Annotated in this window: 11 protein-coding genes and 1 pseudogene; 8 read left to right on the top strand and 4 right to left on the bottom strand. The window is 40.8% G+C overall.

The genetic code is table 11. From position 1 onward, the window contains the following. Positions 1-67: 67 nt before the first annotated feature. The 3 genes and pseudogenes from CJ305_RS15650 to CJ305_RS15640 form a co-directional block, all read right to left on the bottom strand. Positions 68-3,349: a VCBS repeat-containing protein gene (locus CJ305_RS15650; RefSeq protein ID WP_099647233.1), complete on the bottom strand. Its 3,282-nt coding sequence runs from the start codon at positions 3,347-3,349 to the stop codon at positions 68-70. 179 nt (positions 3,350-3,528) lie between these two features. After that, positions 3,529-5,151, bottom strand: coding sequence for a RagB/SusD family nutrient uptake outer membrane protein (locus CJ305_RS15645; RefSeq protein ID WP_099647242.1), 1,623 nt, complete (start codon positions 5,149-5,151; stop codon positions 3,529-3,531). A 19-nt stretch (positions 5,152-5,170) separates the two neighbouring features. After that, positions 5,171-8,221: pseudogene (locus tag CJ305_RS15640) on the bottom strand (SusC/RagA family TonB-linked outer membrane protein); the annotation flags it as partial. Positions 8,222-8,740: 519 nt separating this feature from the next. Here CJ305_RS15640 and CJ305_RS15635 point away from each other — a divergent pair. After that, the gene (locus tag CJ305_RS15635) at positions 8,741-10,012 is read left to right on the top strand and encodes a BaiN/RdsA family NAD(P)/FAD-dependent oxidoreductase (protein WP_099647231.1); all 1,272 of its coding nucleotides are present in this window, start codon (positions 8,741-8,743) and stop codon (positions 10,010-10,012) included. On the opposite strand, the gene CJ305_RS15630 is transcribed toward CJ305_RS15635, so the two are convergent. Then, positions 10,005-10,481 carry a TspO/MBR family protein gene (locus tag CJ305_RS15630; protein ID WP_099647230.1) on the bottom strand — a complete coding sequence of 159 codons (477 nt, stop codon included), beginning with the start codon at positions 10,479-10,481 and terminating at the stop codon, positions 10,005-10,007. The genes CJ305_RS15635 and CJ305_RS15630 overlap by 8 nt on opposite strands. Before the next feature lie 100 nt (positions 10,482-10,581). Between CJ305_RS15630 and CJ305_RS15625 the strand changes: the two genes are divergently transcribed. The 7 genes from CJ305_RS15625 (at position 10,582) to CJ305_RS15595 (ending at position 17,994) form a co-directional block, all read left to right on the top strand. Then, a complete protein-coding gene (locus tag CJ305_RS15625; RefSeq protein WP_099647229.1) occupies positions 10,582-11,664 on the top strand; it encodes a diphosphomevalonate decarboxylase in 1,083 nt (360 codons plus the stop codon). 28 nt (positions 11,665-11,692) lie between these two features. Next, positions 11,693-12,631: a mevalonate kinase family protein gene (locus CJ305_RS15620; RefSeq protein ID WP_099647228.1), complete on the top strand. Its 939-nt coding sequence runs from the start codon at positions 11,693-11,695 to the stop codon at positions 12,629-12,631. 50 nt (positions 12,632-12,681) lie between these two features. Continuing rightward, positions 12,682-13,593, top strand: a complete 912-nt coding sequence (locus tag CJ305_RS15615; protein ID WP_099647227.1) for a geranylgeranylglycerol-phosphate geranylgeranyltransferase — start codon at positions 12,682-12,684, stop codon at positions 13,591-13,593. Between the two features lie 105 nt (positions 13,594-13,698). Then, the gene (locus tag CJ305_RS15610; RefSeq protein WP_099647226.1) at positions 13,699-14,553 is read left to right on the top strand and encodes a pseudouridine synthase; all 855 of its coding nucleotides are present in this window, start codon (positions 13,699-13,701) and stop codon (positions 14,551-14,553) included. A gap of 145 nt (positions 14,554-14,698) precedes the next feature. Further along, positions 14,699-16,099 (top strand): arginine decarboxylase, encoded by a 1,401-nt coding sequence (locus CJ305_RS15605; protein ID WP_099647225.1) that lies wholly within the window; start codon positions 14,699-14,701, stop codon positions 16,097-16,099. After that, positions 16,086-17,030 (top strand): agmatinase, encoded by a 945-nt coding sequence (gene speB, locus CJ305_RS15600; protein ID WP_099647224.1) that lies wholly within the window; start codon positions 16,086-16,088, stop codon positions 17,028-17,030. The genes CJ305_RS15605 and speB overlap by 14 nt, the downstream gene beginning before the upstream one ends. Beyond that, entirely contained in the window at positions 17,020-17,994 is a 975-nt protein-coding gene (locus CJ305_RS15595) for a deoxyhypusine synthase family protein (RefSeq protein WP_099647223.1), read from the top strand. Before speB ends, CJ305_RS15595 begins: the two co-directional genes overlap by 11 nt. Positions 17,995-18,083: the final 89 nt, after the last annotated feature.

Below are 18,083 nucleotides of genomic sequence, written 5' to 3'. Positions count from 1 at the left end.
TTTTCATCAATTATATTTTTTAAGCACAGATGCACTATGCTAGAATCAGGTTTTCGGATATTAATTATTACAAGCCCATTTTGGGCTTTTTTATAAAAATAGGTTTGTCGTTGTTGCGCCCCAAAATAAGATAGGGTTCGCTGTTTAAATTAAAAAATGCACTGCTGCGCACCGCTCCGGTAATGTTAATTTTCGGTGCATCTGCGTACTCAAATGTTGTGCCTTTATTGAGTAAAAATACACCGTGAGAAGCGTCGAGTCTGCCCAGTTGGGTGCTGATTTCACTATCGTTGCCCAGCAAAAGCAGATCTTCACGTCCGTCTTCATTAAAATCGTAAGCCACGATGTTTTTCACGCTGGTAATTTGAGCCATAAAAGGAAGCTGATGTGCTTTAAAACTGAAATTACCGGTGTTTTCAAAATACGTACTTGCGAGAGTAAATACCTGTTTTTTTTCGGCTTTTTTCAGTTTCTCTGCGGAAAGTAAATCGGTAATGCTCGCTTTCGCGAAAGCTTTATAACTCAGAAAACGTTTGTTGAGATAGGGCAGCTGTTTTACGAGTTCGTCTTTAGTAGCCAAAACCGTTTCGGTTCCTTTATAAAAATAAGTAGTCACCGGATCAATTTTTCCGTTAGCGTCAAAATCGAAACGGTACAGGTTCAGCGGCTCTTCAACCGAAGCATTAAGGCGGGTATTCAGGCCCCAGTTTCCGGCAACGATATCTAAGTCTCCGTCTCCGTCAAAATCGGCCACCTGAAGGCTGTTCCAAAGTCCGTTTGTGTAGTGCAAACTTTCCGAATCCACCGGTTTTAATTGCTTTCCGTCATTAGTAAAGATGGAAATCGGCATCCAATGGCCGCATACGATAGCGTCGGGATAACCATTTTGATCGAGGTCTGCCCAGATGATGTCTTTTACGTTACCGATGCTTTGAAATTCGGGAGCATAGCTTTGTGTAATATCTGTAAAATTACCGGAGCCGTCGTTTTTCAACAGGTACTGTTGTGGTGTGGCCCCGAATTCCTGCGGAACCAAATCAGCTGTAATCGAAAGATCGAGACTTCCATCTGCATTTAAATCAACCGCTTTAATCTGAGAAGCGTTAAGATTAATGCCTTCAAATGCGTTTTTTGACTTCTGAAAGCTTCCGTTTGTGTTGAGATAGAGGCGTGGAGTAAGTGCTTTTCCCTGTGTGAACTCGTTGCCGCCACTGGCGATGGCAATGTCGGGAGTACCGTTTCCGTCCGCATCAAAAATCGCGACTGCAGTATCCTCGTTGATGGCATCGTCATCGGCTGCGGGTAAAAAAGAATCTGTAAAGCTTCCGTCTTTATTTTGAAGGAAAAGTGCCGTTTTTTGAGCTTTGGCACCGAGAATGATTAGGTCATCCAATCCGTCCTGATTAAAGTCACCCCGTTCAATTTGCGGACCCGTATTTGTGCCGGCGTAAGGCACAAGCGGGTCGCGGCTAAATTCGATGGAAGAACCGTCTTTATGCGTGAAATTGAGGTTCAGAGAATCCTGAATCCAGTTGATTTCGGGCTTTATCAAAGTTCTTGTCAGGGGTTTTACCTGAGCATTTTTTTCTTCTAAAATCAAACCGGTGCTGATGTTTTTCAAAGACTGGGTTTTCCCGGAAGGCCAAAGGACCTGAATTGAGTCAATTTGGGAAGCTTTACCCAAACCGATTACTACCGAAGGCGGTACGGCAGACATAAACCCGGTTGCGGTATAATTCTCAAAAAACTGAATGGTATCGCCAGAGAAGGTGGTGAGTTTTGTGCCGATTCCGAAGGTGTTTTCTTTTTCACCCTTAAACTGAATCTGAATCCCGGGGTTTGTGGTTTTATTCTCCAGGATAAAAGCTTTCGCGTTGATGTTATTCACCACTATATCGAGGTCGCCGTCATTATCCAGATCGGCATACGAAGCTCCGTTGCTAAACGAGGGCGTGTTTGCTGTCCAGCTTTGGGTCACATCGGTAAAGGTGCCGTCAGCGTTGTTTTTGTAGGCGTAATTGGGCACGTGGGTTTGCGGTAATTGCTTGATAAATTCGAGTTCGGCTCCAGACATGTTTTTGCCCAATCGCTTTTGAATGGATTCGTTTGAGATAAAACTCACGAAGTCCATATCGTTGGTTGCGCCCAAAATCCCGTTGGCAATGTATAAATCTTTAAAGCCGTCATTATCAAAATCAGCCGCCAGCGGACTCCAAGACCATTCGGTTGCGGCGATACCGCTTTGAAAGGCGGTTTCGGCAAATCGGTTGTTTCCCAGATTGAGTTGCAACGCATTTTGCATAAACTGATAATCGTAACCGTTGCGCAATTGATTTTGATAGATGGGGTAGGTGTATTCGGTACCTGAAGCTTTCAGTACTTCGAGATCTTCGGGTAGCATGTCAAGACTCAAAATATCGGGATGGCTATCGTTGTTAAGATCGGCGATAGCGCTTCCCATTGAAAAGTGAGAAGTATGCCCAAGCAGATTTTCTGATGTATTTACCTCTGTAAAGCTTCCATCCTGATTATTGAGATAGACGTAGTCGTTTTCAAAGAAGTCATTGGCAATATAGAGATCCGGGTAGTTGTCATTATTTAAATCAGAAACCGAAACCCCAAGGCCGTAGCCTATTTTGCTGCTTAAAATCCCGGCAGCTGAAGTGACATCTGTAAAATAGCTATTGTTGTTTTGATATAATTTATCGCCTCGCAGGCTGTCTGAAACAGCGCGTATTGCCGCCCGGCCATAGTTTGAATTGGGATGAACCGAGTGGTTGAGCAGGTACATATCGAGATCACCGTCCAGATCGTAGTCAAAGAAAGTAGCTTGAGTTGAAAGACCAGCATAATCCAGGTCGTAGTCTGCGGCAACTTCTTTAAATAAGGGAACTCCGTTTTTTACGCCTTGATTGATAAATAATTTGTTGTGACCTTGAAGATCCAGATGTCCACTTACCGTGCACACATAAATATCAAGAAGACCGTCTGCATTGATATCAACTGTGGTAACACCGGTGTTCCAATCGGTATTCTTTATTCCGGATTCTTTGCTGATGTCTTTAAATTTTAAGTTGCCCTGATTGAGGTAGAGTTTATCGTTTACCAGATTTCCGGTAAAGTAAATATCCTGAAGACCATCATTGTTAAAATCTGCAATTGCCGTCCCGGCGCCATTGTAGAAGTACAAATAATTGAGAATGTTGAGTTGGGTTGTGCTGGTCAAATCATTACTAAAGTCAATACCGGTATCTTCAAGAGCCGTCAGCATAACAGGATCCTGGCTTTGTTTTGCACAGGATGCTAGTATCAGCAAGGCAATTAAAAAAGAAAGACAACTTCGGGACATGAAGGGTGTTCTAAAATTTGGGGAAATATAGGTACAACGCAGCCAATTCTAAAAGGCTGTATAGACTTTATATAGTACTCGTTAAATGTTTTTGCTACTCTAAATGAGTGCTTTCTAAAATTTAAAAAGAGGATCATTTAAAAAATGACCCTCTTTTAGTATTTGGCAAATTCTAAAATTTAGTAACCTGGGTTTTGAACTAAATTAGGGTTAAGGATAACCTGAGTATTAGGTATTGGGAACAAATTCTTGTCTGTATTACCTACTGCAGATGGATCTTTAAATGCCCAGTCTTTGGTGTATTGACCAAAACGAATCAAGTCATTACGTCTCCAAAATTCACAATATAACTCACGTCCTCTTTCATCAATAATATCCTGATCGGTTAAAGTTGTAAGTGGAGTTGCGTCTCTTACTGTTCTTAATGCATTCATAAGAGCTAGTGCGTTATCAGTACTGGTCCCACCATTGTGAATGGCTTCAATTTTCATCAGGTAAGCATCTGAGTAACGGAAGAAAATTTCGTGCTCTCTGAAGGCACCGTTTCTTGGGTTGTATTTAATTACACGAATCCCTGTTTGCTCGCCGTTTTCAACAAGACTCGGTTGACCAGTACCAGCGTCAACAAAATCACGTTTAAATTGTAATGGCACATTACCTCTATCGGTAAGAGGGTCTCCATTTAAGGCATATTGCTGACCAATTAAGAAACCGTAACCCACGTTTGAAGCATCGGCAAATCCATCGTTATCCGTATCAGTCATAAATTCCTGTCCAGTAAAGGTTACACCACCTTGTGCTACGAAACCTCTGCGCTCTTCCTGTCCTTCACCTGGGTTGTTAGAGTTAGCAGGACCTTCAAAAAGATCATAGTATTCAGCAAGTGTAGCAAAACCATTCCAACCACCACCAGTGTTATCAGGGTGCGTGAAATTATAATGTAGCGTATTCCAGATACGGTTACCTGTTGATGTGTCTACATACCAAATGGTTTCAGTATCAGCAGAAGGCTCAAACATTTCAAAATAACCATCCTGTAATGCGTATCCATCTCCTTCAATATCGTCAACTAAAGAGATAACTTCATTCATATCTGAAGCGGCAGGACTTCCTGTTCCTTCATAGATGTGTCTGTTCAAATGAAGTTTAGCCAAAAGGTAACGTGCAGCTGCCTTTGTTGCACGCGGGTTGTCGTCTCCGGCAGAAGAACTTGGTAAACCAGAAATAGCATTTTGTAAATCAGAAGCGATGAAAGCCACAGCATCTGCACCAGTTAGAACTTCAGGATTTTCACGTGGATCAGCAGTGGTATCTCTAAATGGAACCTGACCAAAATTATCCAGAATTACAAACATCCCTAGGGCTCTTAAGAAAGAGGCTTGTGCTCGAGCATCGGCGTCAGAAGCTGATCGTTCATCAAGTACTGTACTGGCGGTCAATTGCAGCTCGTTCCATTGATCAAATACTGTTCTGATATACTGGTGATCTGCAGTCCAGGTATGTTGGTGAAGTTGTCTCCAAATCCCATTGTCACCCCAGTCTGAACCACGGGTAGGAACCAATTGCGCATCAGTAGTAACTTCACTAAGAGCATATAGGTTGGCCTGATCTCCGACGTATCCTCTAATATTATTATACATGCCACTTACAGTACTTGTTGCTTCTTCAGCAGTAGGGATGCCTGTAAAGCCATCGGTAAGTATCGAATCTGTCTCCTCAATTTCCAGATCGGTACAGGCACTAAAAGCTGTAACCGTTAAGATACTGAGAAAAACCAATTTAAATTTGTTTAGTCTTTTCATTTTATCAATTTTTTTAAGATTAAAATCTTGCATTTAAGCCAACAGTAACGGTTGTAGGTCTCGGGAATGATGTATAATCAATACCCGCACTAGGAATACCGCTACCAAAGTCGCCAGTTGAAGACGAAACTTCAGGATCTAGGCCACTGTACCCTGTAATTAACAACAAGTTTTGCCCCGTAACATTTACACGTAAAGACTGTATTGCAGAACCATCACGCATCGGAATGTTGTATCCTACTGAGGCGTTCTGAAGTCTTACAAAATCACCGCTCTCTAAATAAAGAGTAGAAACTTCCTGTGAAACCAATGCTAAACCATCAGGTGTAGCATTTCTTGAAGTTAAGAATGTTGGTCTGTTAAGGAATGCGTTTGCAGTGTTGTTATACACATAGAACCCGAACTGACCAGTGAAGAACGTAGAAAAGTCCCAATTCTTAACACTCAAATTTAAAGACAAACCGGTGTTCCAGTCTGGTAATGCATCTTTACCTACAAAATCTTTGTCATCTGCAGAGAAATTTGGGTTTCCATTTGCATCTTCAGCATATTCTGCCATATAATAGGAGAATAATGATCTGCCTTCACCAAGTCTTTGAACAAATGCCCCGGTAAGACCAGGTCCGTTTACTTCACCAAAGTTTGCAACAGCTCCATTTAAACCTGTTACCTCGTTATGGTTATAAGAAATGTTGAAAGAAGCCGAGAAGTTTACATCTTCGGTTTGAATAAAATCGTAGTTAAGAGCCAATTCCACACCCTTATTTATAACCTCTCCATCTTCAAGGTTAACAAATCGGAAAGGATCAAATGCAGGAGCAGGAGCAGGAGATCTAAAAAGTAGATCTCTTGTTGCTTTACGATACAGATCAAGTGATCCATTTAAACGGTCATTATTAAATCCGAAGTCGATACCAAAGTTTAGGTCTATTGTAGATTCCCATTTAAGATCAGGGTTCTGAACCGCAACAGTTTCAAGACCTGGTCTGTTCACCGTACCGTCATCAGTAATACCAGGACCGCCAAAACGCTGTCTGTTTAAATACTGAGCATAGCCTAAACCTTCCTGGTTACCAGTAGAACCTGCACCAATTCTCAATTTAAGAGTTGAGAACGCATCGCCAATGAAATCTTCGTCACCTAACTGCCATGCGAATGCCGCAGAAGGGAAATATCCATATTTATTGTTTCCACCAAAACGAGAAGAACCATCAGCTCTCATCGTCGCTGTAAGTAAGTATTTTTCAGAAAATGTAAATTGTAATCGAGCAAAATACGACTGTAACTCGTCTGTATTGTCAAAAGTGTCTAACCAAAGAGACTCGTAAACGCCGGTAAAGGATGGTAATACACCGCTATCGTCAAAAGGAACAAGTGAGTTTAGGAATGTATTAGCCCCGTTGCTGTCATAACCAAATTGCTGATAAGGCACATTGATTCTGCCACGAAGATCATTTACAGCACCTCTTAAGGCATCCTGCATATCTAATAGGTCGGTTACAGGAGAACCATAACCTTGAGAACTAAATCCCTGACGTCTAAAATCCTGGAATGAATAACCTGCAAGTGCGTCAATTTTGAAATTGTCAAATTCTTTAGCATAACGAAGAGTAGCTTCTAATAACTTGCTTGTGTTTTCTAGAGTATTGTAAGAAGCCTGACCGTTGTCAGTTACACGGTTAAAGTTGTTGATGTTTGGAGATACAGAAGCTTGTGCAGCAGCGTCTGAGTTATCATAACCTAAACTTACTTTACCCGTAATTGCATCAGTAAATTTGTACTCCGTAGACAGGTTGATTAAATATCTGTCTGTTTCTGTGTTTGCATTGTAATTATTCAAATAGTTTGCGGGGTTCAAAAGGTTTCCTGCAAAGAAGAATTCAGGATCAGCAGGCCAGGTAGGGTTAGCTGAATAAGCAGCACCAATAAGGTTACCGCTAGCTCCACCCTGACCACTAATAGGAGGTGCTTCATCATTTACGCGAGAATACGATGCCTGTAATGCAAAACTTAATTTATCATCAAAAAAGCGTTGATTAGCATTAAGACGTGTAGTGATACGCTCCTGAGATGAATTTTGGATTACCCCTTCAATATTACCATAACTTACGGTTGCGCGAATATTACCTGAGTTGTAGTTGTTCGAATACGAAAGGTTGTTATTCGTAGATATTGTTGAACGGGTAATATAATCCTGCCAATCAGTATCATTACCAAAATCAAGATCATTAGCAATATCCTGCCCTCTCAACTCTGCAGTATTTGCAAGAAATTGTTGAGCATTGAAAAGGTCATATTCTCTTGCCGGAGCAGAGAAACTCATATTAGTAGAAAACTCAAAAACACCTCCCTGAGCACCGCGACCACTTTTAGTAGTAACGATTACTACTCCATTCGCTCCACGAGAACCGTAGATTGCTGTAGCAGAAGCATCTTTCAATATAGAAATGCTCTCGATATCGTTAGGGTTGATAAAGTTTAACGGGTTTCTGGTTGCGTTAGCACCATTAATAATATCACCTCCTGAAGGAGTGGTTGATTCACCTGAAAGTGGAATACCATCAACTACGAAAAGAGGGTTGTTGTTTGAACGGATAGAGTTTGAACCCCTGATACGAATATTATTTCCAGCACCAGGCTCACCACTATTCTGAGAAATGTTAACCCCCGCAGTTTTACCTTGAATAAGTTGTTCGGGAGAAGCTATTGCGCCCTGGTTAAATTCTTCTGCTGTTACAGAAGAAACAGAACCGGTAGCATCACGTACTGTGGTTGTACCATAACCGATTACTACAACTTCTTCAAGAGCAGCAGCATCTTCTTCTAATGTTACATTTACAGTAGACCTTCCATTTACAGCAACTTCCTGCTGTGCAAAACCTACATAACTGAAAACCAGTGTGGCATCAGAGGGTACATTATTTAAGGTATAGTTACCGTCAAAATCTGTTGTAGTACCATTTGTTGTTCCTTTCACAAGAACGTTTGCGCCTGGTAATGGGCCGTTAGGCTCCGATACTGTCCCGGTAACTGTTTGCGCATTCGCTATACCTGCCAGTAAGAGCGAAGCAAAAAACAACATACCTCTAAGTATTACATGCTTCATAAGTTTGAAATTTTTAATTGAATTATTTGGTTTTCCAAAAGTGTTTCTTGGTGCTCAAATTTATATAAATAATTATCAAATAACGGCAACTATAACGTTTAAGTAACGAAATCGATATAGTTAAGAAAACTGTAAATTATACGTTTATTGACAATTATTTAGTAAATATTTAATGAGTTGGTAAAATATAGTGAAAAATTTATCAAATCTTCAAGGCTTTTTCGGATAGGCTGAAAATCAGCGCGTGAGGAGCTTGGCCTAATTTTAGTCAGAAATAACTTGGATGAAATGTTAAATTTTGCCATTTTCTCGTAATTAGACAGTCTGAAAAATCATTTTTAAGGTACAGAAACGTCAATTTTTGAAAATAGAGGCGTTAAAGAAATGTGAATCCGTTATGAATAAAGAGGCTAAATCGATTAAGTAAAAATGACTTTGAAATCAATTTTCGTCAGGATTTAATCCTAATAGTATCTTTGCAGAATGAATTTTGATATTATAGTAATAGGAGGAGGTGCTTCGGGTTTTTTTTCAGCGATAAATTGTGCGCAACTTCAGCCTCATTTAAAAATTGCAATTTTAGAAAGAGGTGCTGAGGTATTAGAAAAAGTACGTATTTCGGGTGGTGGTCGTTGTAATGTAACCCACGCGGTTTTTGAGCCTAAACCATTAAGCGGACATTATCCTCGGGGCAGGCAGGAATTGCTGGGGCCTTTCCATTCTTTTATGACGGGAGACACCATGCAGTGGTTTGAAGATTTGGGTGTTTCACTCAAAATTGAAGAGGATGGACGGGTTTTCCCGGTTTCAGATAGTTCGCAAAGCATCATAAATTGCTTTACCGAACAAGCTGCCAAATATGACATTACTGTATTTAAAAAGACTTCAGTAATTAAATTTGAACAGCAGGGCTCCAATTGGTGCGTGCATTCTAAAGGTCAGAAATTCACATCGCAATACCTGATTATAGCTACCGGGAGTAATCCCAAAATCCTGCAAATTCTGAAAGAGATGGATTTTGGTATTGAACCACAGGTGCCCTCTTTATTTACATTTAATATAACGGATGACCGTATAAAGGGTCTTGCCGGCCTTAGTACGAATGCGGTTGTTTCGTTACTGGATCTGGACGGTAATGCTGTTAAAATGGAAAAGGGGGGCGTATTTGATGGTGAGGCGCAGGGTCAGGTCTTGATTACGCATTGGGGTTTAAGCGGTCCGGGAATTCTTAAATTATCGGCCTGGGGTGCACGGACTTTAAACGAATTGAGGTATCAATTCAAAATTCTGATTAATTGGTTGCCAGAGCTGTCTTTAGAGGAAGCGAGTGAGCAGCTTAATCAGTTTCGATTTGATTTAGCTAAGCAACAGATTTCTACTTATGCTCCTTTGGATATACCCAAGCGACTGTGGCAGCGTCTGGTCGAATCTTCAGATATTACACCGGGTAAGAAGTGGGCTGATTTAAGCGCGGCGGAAATCACATCTCTGAGTCATGAATTGAATCGGGGGATTTTTCGCGTTAGCGGAAAAAGTACCTTTAAAGAAGAATTTGTAACTGCCGGAGGTGTTGACCTGAAAGAGATCGATTTTAGAAGTTTTAGGTCTAAGAACTATAACAATCTATATTTAGTAGGGGAGGTTCTGAATATAGATGCGATTACGGGAGGATTCAACTTTCAAAATGCCTGGACAGGGGGTTTTATAGCTGCCCGCGATATTGCCCGAAGAGTTTCTGAAATGGCTGCTAGTTAAGGCGCCAGATTTCAAAATTTAGCGCAGTGGCAAAACCCACCCAGATGATGTAGGGTATCAACAAATAGGCTGCTATTGGGTTTACGATTTTAAACCATCTGTAGGTAAAAAACAGAAAAATCAAAAGACCGGTTATTATAATCAGCGCAGGCAGAATCATCTTACCACCAAAGAAAAACAAGGACCAGGAAGCATTTAGTATAAGTTGAAATCCGAAGTGATACAGTGCCGTCTTTACCCATTTATGATAAAAACCCCGATCCCAGACTAAGCCGGCAGCGGTGCCCATAAGTACGTATAGTACTATCCATACCGGGCCAAAGAGCCACGACGGAGGTGTGAAAGCCGGTTTGTTTAAGCCTGGATACCACGTGTTCACGCTGGTTTGTGTCGCAATGGCCGACAAAAATGCTACAAGCAGGCAAACTGCAACGGGGATAAGTATGTGGAGAGTCTTACGTGTTGTCATGGCTGTTGCGTTGTGCCTAATTTATAAAAAATGTCTGTATATAGGTTCTAAAATTGCCTCATCCACTTTCAGATGTAGTCAGAGACTTTATATTTGCATTATGACAATTACAAAATTTTTACCCGGCAAGTCTAATGGGAAACTCCAGACGCAGTCGGTTAGTTATCAGTCTCCAAGCAATATAGCTTTAATCAAGTATTGGGGAAAACATGGACTGCAAATACCTAAAAATCCATCGATCAGTTTTACACTTAATAACTGTAGAACAACCACAATTCTAAATTGGGAAGAGCGTACAAATCATAAAGAGGATTATGAACTCAAAGTAATTCTTGACGGTAAGCACAAACCGGGTTTTGAGCCTAAAATCCACCAGTTTTTTGGTCGTGTGGTTGAATATTTACCCTTTGTAAGGGACTATGCCTTTACTATAGATACCACAAACAGTTTTCCACATAGTTCAGGAATTGCTTCGTCGGCCAGTGGTTTTAGTGCTTTGGCTCTTTGTTTGATGGAGATGGAGCGTGAGCTTAATCCTCAGATGAGTCAGAAAACTTTTGATCAGAAAGCCTCTTTTATAGCACGGCTGGGGTCTGGTAGCGGTTGCCGTTCACTAAAAGGGCCTCTTGTGGTTTGGGGTGAGCATCCGGAGATCAAAGGGAGTAGCGATATTTATGGAGTATCGTATCCTTATGCGGTACACGAAGTATTTGATAATTATCAGGATGCAATTTTGCTGGTTGATCAGGGAGAAAAGCAGGTGAGTAGTACGGTGGGGCATAATTTGATGCATAACCATGCCTATGCTCCCAGTCGCTTTAATCAGGCGATTGAAAATCTTTCAAGTCTTATTCCGGTTTTGGAAAACGGCGACCTGGATCAGTTTGTAAATATTGTGGAAAGTGAGGCCTTAACCCTGCACGCCATGATGCTTACCAGCAATCCCTATTTTATTTTGATGAAACCCAATACGCTTAAAATCATCGAAGAGCTCTGGCAATACCGCAGGGAAACTAAAATCCCGGTGTGTTTTACGCTTGATGCAGGAGCTAATGTTCACGTGTTGTTCCCTCAGAACAATCGTGAAGATGTACAAGATTTTGTTAAATCTGAATTAAGTTCTTATTGTCAGGATAATCGTTATATTTTTGACAATGTGGGTGATGGAGCTTTAAAATTGTAACTTTGCCTCTATTAATAAGTTAAGCCTGATGAAAGGACCTCTATTTTATTCTAAGATTTTATTGTTTGGTGAGTATGGCATTATCAAAAACTCGAAGGGGTTGTCTATACCGTACAATTTTTACAACGGGGCTTTAAAAGTTGACGAAAATCCTGATGAGGTCGCCAAAGCTTCAAACAAAAGTCTTGCCCGTTTTGCTAATTACCTTGAAGAGCTTCAGCAGCAAAAGCCTGATTTGGTTCAGTTTGATATTGCATCATTGAAGCAGGACGTAGAAGCCGGAATGTATTTTGATTCTACCATTCCACAGGGGTACGGTGTGGGTAGCAGCGGGGCCCTGGTAGCTTCGATCTACGATAAATATGCTTTTGATAAGATTACGGTTCTTGAAAATCTTACCCGTGAAAAGCTGCTTAAACTAAAGCAGATTTTTGGGGAGATGGAATCCTTTTTCCACGGTAAGTCTTCCGGTCTTGATCCGCTGAACAGTTATTTGAGTCTTCCTATCTTAATCAATAGCAAAGATGATATTGAGCCGGCAGGTATTCCATCCCAAACTCCTGATGGTAAGGGCGCTGTGTTTTTGTTAGACAGCGGTAGCGTTGGAGAGACTGCGCCTATGGTCAACATTTTTATGGAAAACATGAAGCAGGAAGGTTTTCGTAAGATGATCAAAAATCAGTTTGTAAAACATACTGATGCCTGCGTGGAGGATTTTCTCAAGGGTGATGTGAAGTCGCTTTTTGGCAATGTGAAGCAACTTTCTAAAACGGTACTTCGTAATTTTAAACCAATGATTCCTGCAAGCTTTCATGACTTATGGAAGCAGGGCCTGGACACTAACGATTACTATCTGAAACTTTGCGGTTCTGGTGGTGGTGGCTACATTTTGGGTTTTACGGAAGATATTGATAAAGCCCGAAAAGCCTTGAAGGACTATAAGCTTGAAGTTGTTTACAATTTTTAGGCACTAATTTTTTGCAAGCCTTTTCTAGCCCGGAAACTAATTCCTGACTTATGTCTCATATCAGCCGTAAAAACAAACTCCTGCTTTTAAAATTTCTGAGTTTGTTTTCGGTTGTCCGCGGTTACAACATTCTCATAATTGTAATTGCCCAGTATTTGGCGTCTATATTTATTTTGTCGCCAGACTTGCCCCTTAGAGCTGTCATTTTTGACCTGAATCTGTTCTTAATAGTTCTTGCGACAGCGCTCGTTATCGCCGGAGGATATATCATAAACAGTTTTTATGATAGTGAAAAGGACCTGATCAACAGGCCTCAGAAAACAAAACTTGATCATCTCGTAAGTCAAAAAAAGATTCTGACACTTTATTTTGTACTCAATTTTCTGGCGGTTGTTGTCGCCAGCTACGTATCTTTCTTTGCGGTGCTATTTTTCTCCGGTTACATTTTCGGAATCTGGTTCTATTCGCACAAGCTGAAGAAAATCGCATTTATAGGTAACCTTACTTCTGCCTCCCTCGCACTCACTCCCTTTTTTGCAGTTTTTATTTATTACCGAAATTTTGAAACGGTCATTTTTGTACACGCAACCTTTTTGGGTCTTATCATTATGATACGTGAACTGACCAAAGATCTCGAAAATCTAAAAGGTGATCTGGCACTGGGTTATCATACCATTCCTATCGCGTATGGAGAGCGCTCTGCCAAGGCGGTTATAACGCTTCTGGTTGGGCTAACGGTTATTCCCACACACCTGCTTATAAAAACTTTTGATGTAGGTCTGATGAATTATTATTTTTATGGAAGTCTCGCTTTTTTGTTGGTCTATCTTTTCTGGCTTTGGAATTCCCGTTTAAAATTGCATTACCTACTGCTTCATAACATTCTAAAGCTCATTTTAGTTCTGGGTGTATTTAGTATCCTGCTCATTAAACCCAATCTGGTAATCGATAAGCTTTTTTAATCCATTTTTAATACAAAAGGTCTTACTGTGCAGCAGCTCTGGCTGCTCCGAGTAAGTCTGATTTTTTCGTTTATTAAATATGTATCTTTGCGCAAAATATAAACTATGAGCAGACATCAGGACAGGAATAAAGGCGGGAAAGCGTCTGGTCGCGGAAGTAATAATTCACGAAGTAAAAGTCAGGCACGTGGTAATGCGCCTATCAAAAAAGCTGCGCCGCAGTCAGGCCGTGCTTCAGTACGCACTTCCGGTAAAGGGGGGATAAGATTAAACAAATACATTGCTAACAGCGGAATTTGTTCACGCAGGGAAGCAGATATGTACATTTCTACGGGGCAGGTTTCTGTTAATGGGGAAATCATTAACGAGATGGGATACAAGGTCAATCTGGATGACGACGTGCGCTTTGACGGGCGTCGTATAAATCCCGAAGCTAAAGCCTACGTATTGTTGAATAAACCCAAAGGTTTTTCGGTTACAACCAGCAATTCAAAAGGGATGACCGTGATGGATCTCGTGGCACCGGCCACAAAATCACGCATTCAGCCTGTAGGCAGACTGGGGCGCAATGCTACCGGTCTTATTTTGTTTACCAATGACGAAAAAATGATGCAGAAGCTTACCAACTCAAAAGTAGGTATGCCGCGTCTATTTCACATTGAACTTGATAAAAATCTTAAAGCCGAAGATTTAGACAAAATTAAAAAAGGGCTTACCGTTCAGGGTAAGAAATATGAGGTGGAAGACATCAGCTATGTAGATGGTGCACCTAAAAAAGAAGTCGGTCTTAAAATTCGCAATATAGGTAGCGGAATCATCCGCACTATTTTTGAACATCTGGAGTATCAGGTGGTTCGTGTTGACTGCGTGACACTGGGACCTCTCACTAAAAAAGACCTTCCCAGAGGAAAGTACAAACACCTGAGTCAACAGGAAATCAATAACCTGATGATGCTCTAACAGTAAGGCTCTTATCAAGTTGACAGCTAAAAAAACTCTTTCATACTCTTTTTTGCCTTAGAATTACTTCTTTCACAATACCTTAATATAAAGAGTTTGCGCTATATCATTTACTTTTTTTATTTTTCAATTTCATAACCAGTTAATGAATACTAAGTACATCGATCTAATAGATCAATCCTTTTATTTTCCTCAGGAAGATTTTAAACTTGAAAACAATCAGCTTGAGTTTCATGACATCAACCTGATGGAGCTTGTGGAGCAATATGGAGCTCCTTTAAAATTTAGCTACCTCCCAAAAATTTCTGAAAACATCAACCGGGCCAAGGCCTGGTTTGCAGATGCGATAGAGAAACACAACTATAAAGGTTCTTACAATTATTGCTATTGTACCAAAAGTTCTCATTTTAAGCATGTGCTTGATGAGGCTCTAAAGAATGATATTCATATCGAAACCTCTTCGGCTTTTGATATCAATATTGTTAATAAACTGAAGGAAAACGGGAAAATCACAAATGAAACCTATGTCATTTGTAATGGTTTTAAGCGCGATCAATACATCGACAATATCGCCAATTTGATTAATGGTGGCCATCAAAACTGCATTCCCATCATTGATAATTACGAAGAGATCAATCTGCTTACCGAAAGCATTAAAGGCGATTTTAGAATCGGGATACGTATCGCTTCAGAAGAGGAGCCTAAGTTTGAATTTTATACTTCACGTTTAGGTATTGGCTATAAAAACATCGTTCCGTTTTACGAAGATCAGATCAAGAATAACGATCAGGTTGAGCTTAAAATGCTACATTTCTTCATTAATACCGGTATTCGCGATAATGCCTATTATTGGAACGAACTTAACAAATGTCTAAAGGTCTATATCAGACTTAAAAAGATTTGCCCTACTCTTGATAGCTTGAATATCGGCGGTGGTTTTCCTATAAAGAATTCGCTGGCTTTCGATTATGATTATGCCTATATGGTAGACGAAATCATTAATCAGATCAAAATAACCTGCGATGAGGCTGAAGTGCCTGTTCCCAATATTTTTACTGAGTTTGGAAGCTTTACAGTAGGAGAGAGCGGCGGTGCCATTTATGAGGTGCTTTACCAAAAGCAGCAAAATGACCGCGAGAAGTGGAATATGATCAACTCTTCTTTTATTACCACTTTACCAGATACCTGGGCAATTAGTAAACGATTTATTATGTTGCCTATTAACCGCTGGGATGATGAGTATGAGCGAGTTTTATTGGGAGGTCTAACCTGCGATAGCGACGATTATTACAACAGTGAGCAGCACAGCAACGCCATTTACTTACCCAGATACAAAAAAGATAAACCTTTATACATTGGTTTTTTCAATACCGGAGCCTATCAGGAAACCATTGGAGGCTACGGAGGTCTACAACACTGTTTAATCCCTCAGCCTAAACATATTCTGATAGATCGGGATGAAAATGGTAACTTAACAACCCAAATATTTAACGAACAACAAAAAGCAGAACAATTGCTTAAGATTTTAGGTTATGAGTACAACTAAAAATTATGCGGGCATTCCTGATGAGTTTGCCAAGCTTGAAACTTCAAAAATTGTATTGATCCCTGTGCCTTATGATGGTACGAGTACCTGGGGTAAAGGTGCAGACAAGGGGCCGCAGGCTTTTTTAGAAGCTTCAGAAAATATGGAAACTTACGATATCGAGACCGATACTGAGGTATATAAACAGGGTGTTTACCTGGCTCCTGCAATTACCGAGTCAGGCTCACCTGAAGCGATGGTTTCTCAGGTACATAAAGTGACTAAAGATTTTATAAAGCGTAATAAGTTTGTAACGCTTTTTGGCGGGGAACATTCGGTTTCTATAGGCGCAATCAGAGCGTTTAATGAATTGTATGATAACCTGACTGTACTTCAGATTGATGCTCACGCTGATTTGCGTGAAGAATATATGGGCAGCAAATGCAACCATGCTTGCGCAATGTATGAAGCCAGCCAAAGTACCAATTTAATTCAGGTAGGCATCCGCAGTATGAATGTGCTTGAAAAAACTGTGATGGACGAGGATAAGACCTTTTTTGCCCATCAAATGGTTCAGGATGAATACTGGGTAGATAATGTAATAGATCTGTGTACCGAAAATGTATTCATCACCTTTGATCTGGATGGTCTTGACCCTTCAATTATGCCTTCAACAGGAACTCCTGAGCCCGGCGGATTGTTCTGGTACGAGACTATGGATTTCCTTAAACGTGTTTTTTCGGAGTGTAATGTGGTAGGCTTCGATATTATGGAGCTTTGCCCTAACGCTAACGATAAATCTTCAGATTTTTTAGCAGCAAAACTGTACTACAAGATGTTGAGCTATAAGTTTGAAGGAGAAGACGCAGAAGAAGAATATGATAACACCTACACCGCAAAAACTGGAAAAGGCGGTGTCAATAAATTCGATTTAGATGACGATGAAGACTAAGGGAGCAATCTCTCAATTTATAGAAAAATACTATTTACACTTCAATGCAGCTTCGGTTGTAGACGCTGCAAAAGCCTATGAAGCACAGCTGGAGAACGGGGCCAAAATGCTCGTTTCTCTTGCAGGTGCAATGAGTACCGCAGAGTTGGGTAAGATTTTTGCCGAAATGATCCGTCAGGATAAAGTGCAAATCATTTCCTGTACCGGTGCAAACCTTGAGGAAGACATCATGAACCTTGTGGCGCATTCGCACTACAAGCGTGTGCCTAACTACCGTGATTTAACCCCGCAGGAAGAGTGGGATCTTTTAGAAAAAGGACTCAATCGGGTAACCGATACCTGTATTCCTGAAGAAGAAGCTTTCCGCAGACTGCAACAACATATTTTCAAAATCTGGAAAGATGCAGATGATGCCGGTGAGCGTTATCTGCCGCATGAATTCATGTATAAGATGTTGTTGAGCGGAGTGCTTGAAGAGTACTACGAGATCGACCTGAAGGATTCCTGGATGTACGCAGCAGCCGAGAAAAACCTGCCTATTATCTGCCCGGGATGGGAAGATAGTACGATGGGTAACATCTTTGCTTCTTATGTGTTGAAAGGAGAGCTTAAAGCATCTACGATGAAGTCGGGGATTGAGTATATGACCTTCCTTGCAGACTGGTACACAAATAACAGCGAGAACGGAATTGGATTCTTCCAGATAGGTGGAGGTATCGCCGGGGATTTCCCAATCTGTGTGGTGCCTATGCTGTATCAGGATATGGAGCGTGAAGACACGCCTTTCTGGAGTTATTTCTGTCAGATTTCAGACTCAACAACCAGTTATGGTTCGTATTCGGGGGCAGTGCCTAACGAAAAAATTACCTGGGGTAAATTAGATGTCAATACTCCAAAATTTATCATAGAGAGTGATGCAACCATTGTTGCTCCTCTCGTTTTTGCCTATTTGCTTGATATGTAAAGCAAATCTGCCAAAAGATTTAAAGCCTCATAAGCCTTGTGTTTATGAGGCTTTTTTCTGTTTGAGGTTTAAGTAAGCTTTAACAAAAC

It is taken from the genome of Leeuwenhoekiella nanhaiensis (assembly GCF_002744755.1).
Taxonomy (GTDB): domain Bacteria; phylum Bacteroidota; class Bacteroidia; order Flavobacteriales; family Flavobacteriaceae; genus Leeuwenhoekiella; species Leeuwenhoekiella nanhaiensis.
Note: the sequence above shows the minus strand (reverse complement) of the source record. Positions and strands in the feature narration are given on the sequence as shown.

Excerpts from the sequence above, each read along its gene's own strand:
- CJ305_RS15650 (WP_099647233.1), bottom strand. The coding sequence starts at position 3,349 with ATGTCCCGAAGTTGTCTTTCTTTTTTAATTGCCTTGCTGATACTAGCA.
- CJ305_RS15645 (WP_099647242.1), bottom strand. The coding sequence starts at position 5,151 with ATGAAAAGACTAAACAAATTTAAATTGGTTTTTCTCAGTATCTTAACG.
- CJ305_RS15635 (WP_099647231.1), top strand. The coding sequence starts at position 8,741 with ATGAATTTTGATATTATAGTAATAGGAGGAGGTGCTTCGGGTTTTTTT.
- CJ305_RS15630 (WP_099647230.1), bottom strand. The coding sequence starts at position 10,481 with ATGACAACACGTAAGACTCTCCACATACTTATCCCCGTTGCAGTTTGC.
- CJ305_RS15625 (WP_099647229.1), top strand. The coding sequence starts at position 10,582 with ATGACAATTACAAAATTTTTACCCGGCAAGTCTAATGGGAAACTCCAG.
- CJ305_RS15620 (WP_099647228.1), top strand. The coding sequence starts at position 11,693 with ATGAAAGGACCTCTATTTTATTCTAAGATTTTATTGTTTGGTGAGTAT.
- CJ305_RS15615 (WP_099647227.1), top strand. The coding sequence starts at position 12,682 with ATGTCTCATATCAGCCGTAAAAACAAACTCCTGCTTTTAAAATTTCTG.
- CJ305_RS15610 (WP_099647226.1), top strand. The coding sequence starts at position 13,699 with ATGAGCAGACATCAGGACAGGAATAAAGGCGGGAAAGCGTCTGGTCGC.
- CJ305_RS15605 (WP_099647225.1), top strand. The coding sequence starts at position 14,699 with ATGAATACTAAGTACATCGATCTAATAGATCAATCCTTTTATTTTCCT.
- speB (WP_099647224.1), top strand. The coding sequence starts at position 16,086 with ATGAGTACAACTAAAAATTATGCGGGCATTCCTGATGAGTTTGCCAAG.
- CJ305_RS15595 (WP_099647223.1), top strand. The coding sequence starts at position 17,020 with ATGAAGACTAAGGGAGCAATCTCTCAATTTATAGAAAAATACTATTTA.